General features: G+C 63.5%; 9 protein-coding genes. 2 read left to right on the top strand and 7 right to left on the bottom strand.

The annotated features are described in order from the left end of the window. Positions 1-178: 178 nt before the first annotated feature. Positions 179-460, top strand: coding sequence for a cupin domain-containing protein (locus FJV83_RS17610; RefSeq protein WP_019862676.1), 282 nt, complete (start codon positions 179-181; stop codon positions 458-460). Between the two features lie 42 nt (positions 461-502). Here FJV83_RS17610 and FJV83_RS17605 read toward each other — a convergent pair whose 3' ends face one another. From FJV83_RS17605 to FJV83_RS17580, 6 genes are all read right to left on the bottom strand, one after another. Then, positions 503-922 carry a VOC family protein gene (locus FJV83_RS17605; RefSeq protein ID WP_142886740.1) on the bottom strand — a complete coding sequence of 140 codons (420 nt, stop codon included), beginning with the start codon at positions 920-922 and terminating at the stop codon, positions 503-505. 30 nt (positions 923-952) lie between these two features. Beyond that, entirely contained in the window at positions 953-2,278 is a 1,326-nt protein-coding gene (locus FJV83_RS17600; RefSeq protein ID WP_142886741.1) for a folylpolyglutamate synthase/dihydrofolate synthase family protein, read from the bottom strand. Positions 2,279-2,456: 178 nt separating this feature from the next. Continuing rightward, entirely contained in the window at positions 2,457-3,383 is a 927-nt protein-coding gene (gene accD, locus FJV83_RS17595; protein WP_142886742.1) for an acetyl-CoA carboxylase, carboxyltransferase subunit beta, read from the bottom strand. 97 nt (positions 3,384-3,480) lie between these two features. Further along, a complete protein-coding gene (trpA, locus tag FJV83_RS17590; protein WP_142886743.1) occupies positions 3,481-4,320 on the bottom strand; it encodes a tryptophan synthase subunit alpha in 840 nt (279 codons plus the stop codon). A 62-nt stretch (positions 4,321-4,382) separates the two neighbouring features. After that, the gene (gene trpB, locus FJV83_RS17585; protein WP_142886744.1) at positions 4,383-5,603 is read right to left on the bottom strand and encodes a tryptophan synthase subunit beta; all 1,221 of its coding nucleotides are present in this window, start codon (positions 5,601-5,603) and stop codon (positions 4,383-4,385) included. A gap of 153 nt (positions 5,604-5,756) precedes the next feature. Next, entirely contained in the window at positions 5,757-6,416 is a 660-nt protein-coding gene (locus FJV83_RS17580) for a phosphoribosylanthranilate isomerase (protein ID WP_095771528.1), read from the bottom strand. A 125-nt stretch (positions 6,417-6,541) separates the two neighbouring features. On the opposite strand from FJV83_RS17580, the gene FJV83_RS17575 reads away from it, so the two are divergent. Next, the gene (locus tag FJV83_RS17575) at positions 6,542-6,760 is read left to right on the top strand and encodes a hypothetical protein (protein WP_095771527.1); all 219 of its coding nucleotides are present in this window, start codon (positions 6,542-6,544) and stop codon (positions 6,758-6,760) included. A gap of 151 nt (positions 6,761-6,911) precedes the next feature. On the opposite strand, the gene FJV83_RS17570 is transcribed toward FJV83_RS17575, so the two are convergent. Next, complete coding sequence (locus FJV83_RS17570) at positions 6,912-7,670, bottom strand: M48 family metallopeptidase (RefSeq protein WP_142877085.1); 759 nt, start codon at positions 7,668-7,670, stop codon at positions 6,912-6,914. Between the last annotated feature and the right edge of the window lie 9 nt (positions 7,671-7,679).

Raw genomic sequence — 7,679 nt, 5'->3', positions numbered from 1 at the left:
TGACCGCTTGAAGCGCGCACTGTGTTTGGACATGCAAAACCCCCGAAGGTTGTGTCCAACTTTCGGGGGTCAGTTCAATCGCGCCGGGCTTTTTTGTTGGCGCCATCGGCTAGTCCGCTCTGGCCCTCACATCGGGGCACGCCATGTCTTCTGCTGGCAGCAGAAACAGGAGAGCGACATGACCGGATCCGCCAAGGCCACCGTCTTCATCGACAATGAGCGCGTCATCGTCACCGAATACCGCTTCCAGCCCGGCGACAACACCGGCTGGCATCGCCATGGCCACGACTATGTCGTGGTGCCGCTGATGGACGGCAAGCTGAAGTTGGTGACCAAGGACGGCGAGACCTTCGCCGAGATGAAGAAAGGCGCGCCCTATTTCCGCAAGGAGGGTGTGGAACACGACGTCATCAGCGCCAACGACGGCGAATATGCCTTTATCGAGATCGAGCTGAAGTGACCCGCCAAGGCCGTGCCCGGACGGGTGCAAGCCGGAACGCGGTCACCAGTCGGCGATGCGGTCGCCGCCGATGAACTGCGCGCTTTTGTCGGTGTACTCGAACAGCTCGATCTTCACGCCGTTGGGATCGCGGATCCAGGCCTGAAAGGTGTCGTCGCAGGCATGCTTCTTCGCGGTCACGTCGATGCCCTTCGACTTGATATGGGCGATCGCGGCGTCGATGTCTTCGACTTCCAGGCAGAAATGGTTGATCTGGTTGAGTTCGCTGTAGGTGGCGGCATCCTTCTGGAACACCTCGACATGGCTGCGGCCGCCGCAGTCGAGGTAGAAGCCGAAAATCTCGCCGTCACGCAGGAAATTGAACCGCGTGTCCATGCCGAGCACGTCGCGGTAGAAACTGCGCGTCGCTTCCAGGTCATGGGCGAAAATGCAGACATGGGCGAGCTGCTTTACCTTGATCATCACGGGCTCCCTGCGCCGGTCATCAAGCGCTCACGTCGGCGGCGTACCATTCTCGGCCAGCACCGCGCCGGCCAGATAAAGTGACCCGCCGATCAGGATGCGCGGCGGCGGGCCATCCCAGGTGTCGCGCAGCAGCATCAGCGCGTTGGCGACGGAACTCACCGGCTCCGCCGTCAGCCCGGCTTCCGTGGCGCGGACCGCCAGTTCGTCGTTCGGCACGCCCGCATCGCTCAGGCTCACCGGCACGGTGTAGACATGCCGGACGAGACCCTTGAAGGCGCGGAAATAGCCGCTCTGGTCCTTGGTGTTGATCATGCCCGAAATGATGAAGAGCGGGCGCGGGTTCTTTTCCTCCTGCTCGGCCAGCGCCTCGGCGACGACCACGCCGGCGCCCGGATTGTGGCCGCCGTCGAGCCAGATGTCGGCGCCCTTCGGCGCCAGATCCGTCAGCCGGCCCTGCATCAGTTTCTGCATGCGACCGGGCCAGGCGACGTGGGTCATCGCCTTTTCGGCGGCGCGGTGGCTGATCTCGAAGCCGGCCGCCTTGACCGCGGCGATCGCGGCGGCGGCATTGGCGAACTGGTGGCGCCCGGGCAGACGCGGCGGCGGCAAATCCATCAACCCATCCTCGTCCTGATAGACCATGCGGCCGTTTTCCTCGAAGGCGAGGAAATCCTGGCCGTAGACGAAGGTCGGGCACTCCAGCCGCTCGGCGGTCTCGATCAGCACCTGCAGCGCCGTCTCGCTTTCCTGCGCGCCGATCACCACCGGGCAACCGCGCTTCATGATGCCGGCCTTTTCGGCGGCGATCAGTTCGACACGGTCGCCAAGATAGGCTTCGTGGTCCATCGACACCGGCATGATCACCGAGACGGCGGGCCTGGCGACGACATTGGTGGCGTCGAAGCGGCCACCGAGGCCCACCTCGATGATGGCGGCTTCGGCCGGATGTTCGGAAAACAGGATGAAGGTGACGGCGGTGAGTATCTCGAAGACGGTGATTTTCTGACCGTCATTGGCCTTGGCGACGCGGGCAATGGCTTCGGCGAAGACATCGTCATCGACCAGCCTGCCGCCGCCTTCGGCGGCCAGCCGGTAGCGCTCGGCCCAGTTCACCAGATGCGGCGACGTGTGGACATGGACAAGGTGGCCAGCGGCTTCGAGCAGCGCACGCGAAAAGGCGGCGCAGGAACCCTTGCCGTTGGTGCCGGCGATGTGGATGACCGGCGGCAGCAGATCCTGCGGATTGCCAAGCCGCTCCAGGAGCCGCGTGATGCGGTCGAGCGAAAGGTCGAAACCTTTCGGATGAAGCGCCATCAGGGCTTCGATTTCGCGGTCGGCGGCAAGCGTTGTCATCGCAGAATCCCGGCGCATGGCCCGAGCACCAGAATCAATCCCGGAATGGCCATGGCAATCAAAAGGCTACAGCGCGCCATGGACATGGCGCAATCGCTGTTCGCGGCGGCCAACGCCGCGTTATGCATGTCGTTTTCCCAAAACCGAGGTCATTTTTGGGCGACATGCACAGTGTGCGTCAGGCTTGCGGCCTGGTTTCGGCGGCAACGACCGCGGGCGGCAGGATTTCCGGCTCCAGCGGCTTTTGCTCGCCCGGCATCTTGAGCAGCATCTTCAGCAGCCGCGCGATCGTTTGGCGCATCTCCAGCCGCGACACCACCATGTCGACCATGCCGTGCTCCATCAGATATTCGGAGCGCTGGAAGCCGTCCGGCAGTTTCTCGCGGATGGTCTGTTCAATGACGCGCGGCCCGGCAAAGCCGATCAGCGCGCCGGGTTCGGCAATGTGCACGTCGCCCAGCATGGCGTAGGAGGCGGTGACGCCGCCGGTGGTCGGGTTGGTCAGCACGACGATATAGGGAAGGCCGGCTTCCTTCAGCCGGTCGACGCCGACCGTGGTGCGCGGCAGCTGCATCAGGGACAGGATACCTTCCTGCATGCGGGCGCCGCCGGAAGCGGCGAACAGGATCAGCGGCCGCTTGCGCTGCAGGGCAACCTCGAAACCGTGCACGATGGCGTCACCCGCGGCCATGCCGAGCGAGCCGCCCATGAAGGCGAAGTCCTGCACGGTCACCACCACCGGCAGGCCTTCGACGGTTCCCAGCGCATTGATGATCGCGTCTTCCAGGCCTGTCTTGGCCTTGGCGTCTTTCAGCCGGTCGACATAGCGCTTCTCGTCGCGGAATTTCAGCGGATCCTGCATGACCTTGGGGTTGTCCAGGGCCTCGTATTTGCCGTCGTCGAAAAAGAACTTCAGCCGCTCCTTGGCCGAAATCTTCATGTGATGGCCGGAAGACGGGATGACGAACTGATTGGATTCCAGATCCTTGTGGAACACCATTTCGCCGGTCTCGGGATCCTTGATCCAGAGATTCTCGGGCATGTCGGTGCGCCGGCCGAGCATCGAATTGATCTTCGGGCGAACGTAATTGGTGATCCAGTTCATCGCTTCGGCTCCTGTCCTGACGAAGAAGAGTTAGTGCATGCCGCCCATAAAGGGGAACCGGGCGATAACGACATGCACAAGACCTGAGGTAGGAAAACTATTCGGCGGCAGCAAGGCGGGCCGAACGCACGCCTTGCGCCAGGCCGCTGACCAGCGTGGCGACGGCCTCGGCCGGGTCGGCGGTCTTTTCGCCCTTCGGTCCCAGCACATTGGCGACCGCATTGACGATGGCCGTGCCGACGACGACGCCATCGGCATTGGCGCCGATGACACGCGCCTGCTCGGCGGTCTTGACGCCGAAGCCGACGCAGACCGGCAGATCGGTATGGCCCTTGATACGGTTGACGGCGGCGGCCACCTTGCCGGTGTCGGCCAGCGCCGAGCCGGTAATGCCGGTCATCGAGACATAGTAGACGAAGCCCGACGTGTTCTGCAGCACCTTGGGCAGGCGCTTGTCGTCGGTGGTCGGCGTCGCCAGGCGGATGAAGTTGATGCCGGCCTTCAGCGCCGGAATGCAAAGCTCCTCGTCCATTTCCGGCGGCAGGTCGACGACGATCAGCCCGTCGATGCCGCTGGCCAGAGCGTCTTTCAGGAAGCGGTCGACGCCGTAGATATAGATCGGGTTGTAGTAGCCCATCAGCACGATCGGCGTTTCATTGTCGCCGTCGCGGAACTCGGACGCCATCTTCAGCGTCTTGACCAGCGTCTGGCCGCCTTTCAGCGCCCGCAGGCCCGCCGCCTGGATCGCCGGGCCGTCGGCCATCGGATCGGAAAACGGCATGCCGAGTTCGATGATGTCGGAGCCGGCGCCGGGCAGCGCCTTCATGATCGACAGCGAGGTGTCGTAGTCGGGGTCGCCGCCCATGAAATAGGTGACGAGAGCCGGGCGGCCTTCGGTCTTGAGTTTTGCCATGCGGCGGTCGATGCGGGTCGTCATGACTGGCCCTTTGGACGAATTTTGCTCATAGTCAACTCCCAAATCGAAACTGTCCAAAGGGCCTAGATCTCCATGCCCAGCATCGAGGCCACCGTGTGCACGTCCTTGTCGCCACGGCCGGACAGGTTGACGATGACGATCTGGTCCTTGTCCATGGCGGCCACGATCTTCACCGCGTGGGCGATGGCGTGCGCGGATTCCAGTGCCGGGATGATGCCTTCGACGCGCGTCGTCAGCTTGAACGCTTCGAGCGCCTCGTCGTCGAGGATCGGCACATATTCGACGCGGCCGGAGTCGCGCAGCCAGGAATGCTCCGGGCCGACGCCGGGATAGTCGAGGCCGGCCGAGATCGAATGGCCGTCCATGATCTGGCCGTCGGCGTTCTGCAGGAGATAGGTGCGGTTGCCGTGCAGCACGCCTGGCGAACCGGCATTCATCGAGGCGCAGTGTTCGATGCCGTCGAGACCGCGCCCGCCCGCCTCGATGCCGATGATGCGCACATCCTTGTCGTCGAGGAAGGGATGGAACAGGCCGATGGCGTTCGAGCCGCCGCCGACAGCGGCGATGATGGTGTCGGGCAGCCGGCCTTCCTGTTCGAGGATTTGCGCGCGTGCCTCGGTGCCGATCACCGACTGGAAGTCGCGCACCAGTTCCGGATAGGGATGCGGGCCGGCGGCGGTGCCGATCAGGTAATAGGTGTCCTCGACATTGGTGACCCAGTCGCGAAGGGCTTCGTTCATGGCGTCCTTCAGCGTGCCGTGGCCGGCGGTGACCGGCCGCACTTCGGCGCCGAGCAGCTTCATGCGGAACACATTCGGGCTCTGCCGGGCCACGTCGGTGGCGCCCATATAGACGACGCAGGGATAGCCGAAGCGCGCAGCGACGGTGGCGGATGCCACGCCATGCTGGCCGGCGCCGGTCTCGGCGATGATGCGCTTCTTGCCCATGCGCTTGGCCAGCAGGATCTGGCCGAGGCAGTTGTTGATCTTGTGCGAGCCGGTATGGTTCAGGTCCTCGCGCTTGAAATAGACTTTTGCACCACCGAGATGCTTCGTGAGACCCTCGGCGAAATACAACTTCGACGGCCGTCCGGCATAATGGGTCGAAAGATCGGTCAGCTCAGCCCTGAAGTCCGGATCGTTCTTGACCTCGTTCCAGTGCCGCTCGAGGTCGAGGATCAGCGGCATCAGCGTTTCGGCGACGAAACGACCGCCGAAAATGCCGAACATGCCCTGTTCGTCGGGTCCGGTGCGGAAGGAATTGGGTGTCGCCGGCTGATCCATCGCCGATCTCCTAAATCTTATGTTTTGAGCATGTCCTTATCGGAAAACCGGATTCCACTTTTCCGGGACATGCTGCCTATCAAGTTCTAGAGCATGTCCTTATCGGAAAACCGGATTCCACTTTTCCGGGACATGCTCTGGTTGGAACCACACTCAGGCGGCGCGGTTGTCGCGTGCTGCCCGGACGGCCCGGAAAAATTGTTCGATCAACGCCGGATCCTTGACGCCCGGCGCGCTTTCCACACCGGAGGAAATGTCTATTCCGGGCGGGTTCGCAAGCCGAAGGGCATCGCCGATATTGGCGGCGTTGAGCCCACCGGAAAGCATGTAATCGACGCCGGCGTCAAGGCCGGCAAGGATGCGCCAGTCGAAGGCGACGCCATTGCCGCCCGGCAGTTCGGAGCCTTTCGGCGGCTTGGCATCGAACAGGAAGCGGTCGGCGATGCCGATGAACGGCTTGATCCGGTCGAGATCGGCTGCCTCGCTGAGCGGCAACGCCTTCATCACCGGCAAGCCAGAACGGGCTTTCAGTTCCGCCACCCGTTCGGGGGTTTCCGAGCCGTGCAGCTGCAACATGTCGGGCTGCATCGCCGTGACGATCGCGTCCAGGAAGGCGTCGCTGGCGTCGACCGTGACAGCAACCGCCAAGGCCTTGCCGCGCGCCGCTTCGCGCAGCCGCCCGGCTTCCGCCGGCTCGACATAACGCGGGCTCTTCGCGAAGAAGATAAAACCGACATGGCTGGCACCGCCGCCGAGCGCCGCGGCCATTGCCTGGTCGGTCTTCAAGCCGCAGATTTTGATGTCGAGCGCCATGGTGCGGGAATTGGCATGAAATCGAGGCAGAGTCGAGAAAAAGCATACCGTTTGCCGGCAAGCCCAAAGGCGCTACCTATTGATGGACGGGATTAATTGGCAGGATGCAGGGCGGGAGAACGATCATGGCCGACAGAACGGTTGCCGAACTGAAGCAGAAGATCGCGCAGGCGCGCGAAGTTATCGCCCATCTGATGGACAAGGCCGCCTTCAACGGCGCCGAGGCGCATCGGGCGCTCGATTATTTCGGCGGCGATGAATTCGACCGGAATTTCCTGCCCTGGCCGCATCATGGCGATGAAGGGCTGCGGCCGGAGGAGTTGAATGCAGCCAATGACGATTGAGTAGAGCGCCCCTGATTTCCGTCATCCTAGCTAGAGCGGAGCGACGCGAAGCGGGGCGCAGATCTTAGGATGACGGATCGGAGGTGGCCCCGCCAGTCTCCCGCACCTATACCAGCGGCGGCGGCCTTCTTCGCACTGCCAACATCCGCGCCTATTCAAACATGATCGCCTGCAGCGCGCCGCCATTGCGCTTCAGCCAGTCCTTGCAGCGGTCGGTGTCGGGGCAGAGTTTTTCGCACAGCTTCCAGAATTTCGGGCCGTGGTTCATCTCCTTGAGATGCGCGACCTCGTGCGCGACGAGGTAGTTTATAACAGGCTGCGGCGCCATCATGATGCGCCAGGAGAAGGAGAGATTGCCCTCCGAGGTGCACGAGCCCCAGCGGCTGGACGTGTCCTTGTAGCGGATCGCCTTGGCCCGCTTGCCGAGCGCCTCGGTGTGTTTGATCACCAGCTTCTCGATCTCCTTCTTGGCCTCGCGCTTCAAGAAGTCGGCGATGCGGCGCGGCAGGTGCACACGGTCACCATGAACGATCAGCAGCGCGCCGCGCTCGTCGCGCGATACCGTCACGGTGCCGCGCTTCGACGGTTCATGGACGATACGGTGCGGCACGCCCCGGATCGGGATCTTGATGCCCGGCCGCACTTGCGGGCGCGTCGGCACTTTGGCCAGGCGCTGCTCCAGCCAGTCCTGATGGCGGTCGAGGAACCTGTCCACCTCGCCGCGGCGCAGGCCGGGCGGCACGGTGATGCGCAGGCCCTGGCCGCCGGAATCGATGCGCAGCGTCAGGCGTCGAGCCCGGGCGCTCTCGACGATCTTGAGCGGCAGCGTGCGACCGGCGACGCAATATTCGCGCTCCACGACAGGCGTGGCCTTGGGCTTCGTCAGATTGCGGAAGAATCCGATGGTCATGGCGGGACG

It is taken from the genome of Mesorhizobium sp. WSM4307, from assembly GCF_007003945.1.
Lineage (GTDB): Bacteria > Pseudomonadota > Alphaproteobacteria > Rhizobiales > Rhizobiaceae > Mesorhizobium.
Note: the sequence above shows the minus strand (reverse complement) of the source record. Positions and strands in the feature narration are given on the sequence as shown.

Excerpts from the sequence above, each read along its gene's own strand:
- FJV83_RS17600 (WP_142886741.1), bottom strand. The coding sequence starts at position 2,278 with ATGACAACGCTTGCCGCCGACCGCGAAATCGAAGCCCTGATGGCGCTT.
- trpB (WP_142886744.1), bottom strand. The coding sequence starts at position 5,603 with ATGGATCAGCCGGCGACACCCAATTCCTTCCGCACCGGACCCGACGAA.
- FJV83_RS17575 (WP_095771527.1), top strand. The coding sequence starts at position 6,542 with ATGGCCGACAGAACGGTTGCCGAACTGAAGCAGAAGATCGCGCAGGCG.
- FJV83_RS17605 (WP_142886740.1), bottom strand. The coding sequence starts at position 922 with ATGATCAAGGTAAAGCAGCTCGCCCATGTCTGCATTTTCGCCCATGAC.
- accD (WP_142886742.1), bottom strand. The coding sequence starts at position 3,383 with ATGAACTGGATCACCAATTACGTTCGCCCGAAGATCAATTCGATGCTC.
- FJV83_RS17580 (WP_095771528.1), bottom strand. The coding sequence starts at position 6,416 with ATGGCGCTCGACATCAAAATCTGCGGCTTGAAGACCGACCAGGCAATG.
- trpA (WP_142886743.1), bottom strand. The coding sequence starts at position 4,320 with ATGACGACCCGCATCGACCGCCGCATGGCAAAACTCAAGACCGAAGGC.
- FJV83_RS17610 (WP_019862676.1), top strand. The coding sequence starts at position 179 with ATGACCGGATCCGCCAAGGCCACCGTCTTCATCGACAATGAGCGCGTC.
- FJV83_RS17570 (WP_142877085.1), bottom strand. The coding sequence starts at position 7,670 with ATGACCATCGGATTCTTCCGCAATCTGACGAAGCCCAAGGCCACGCCT.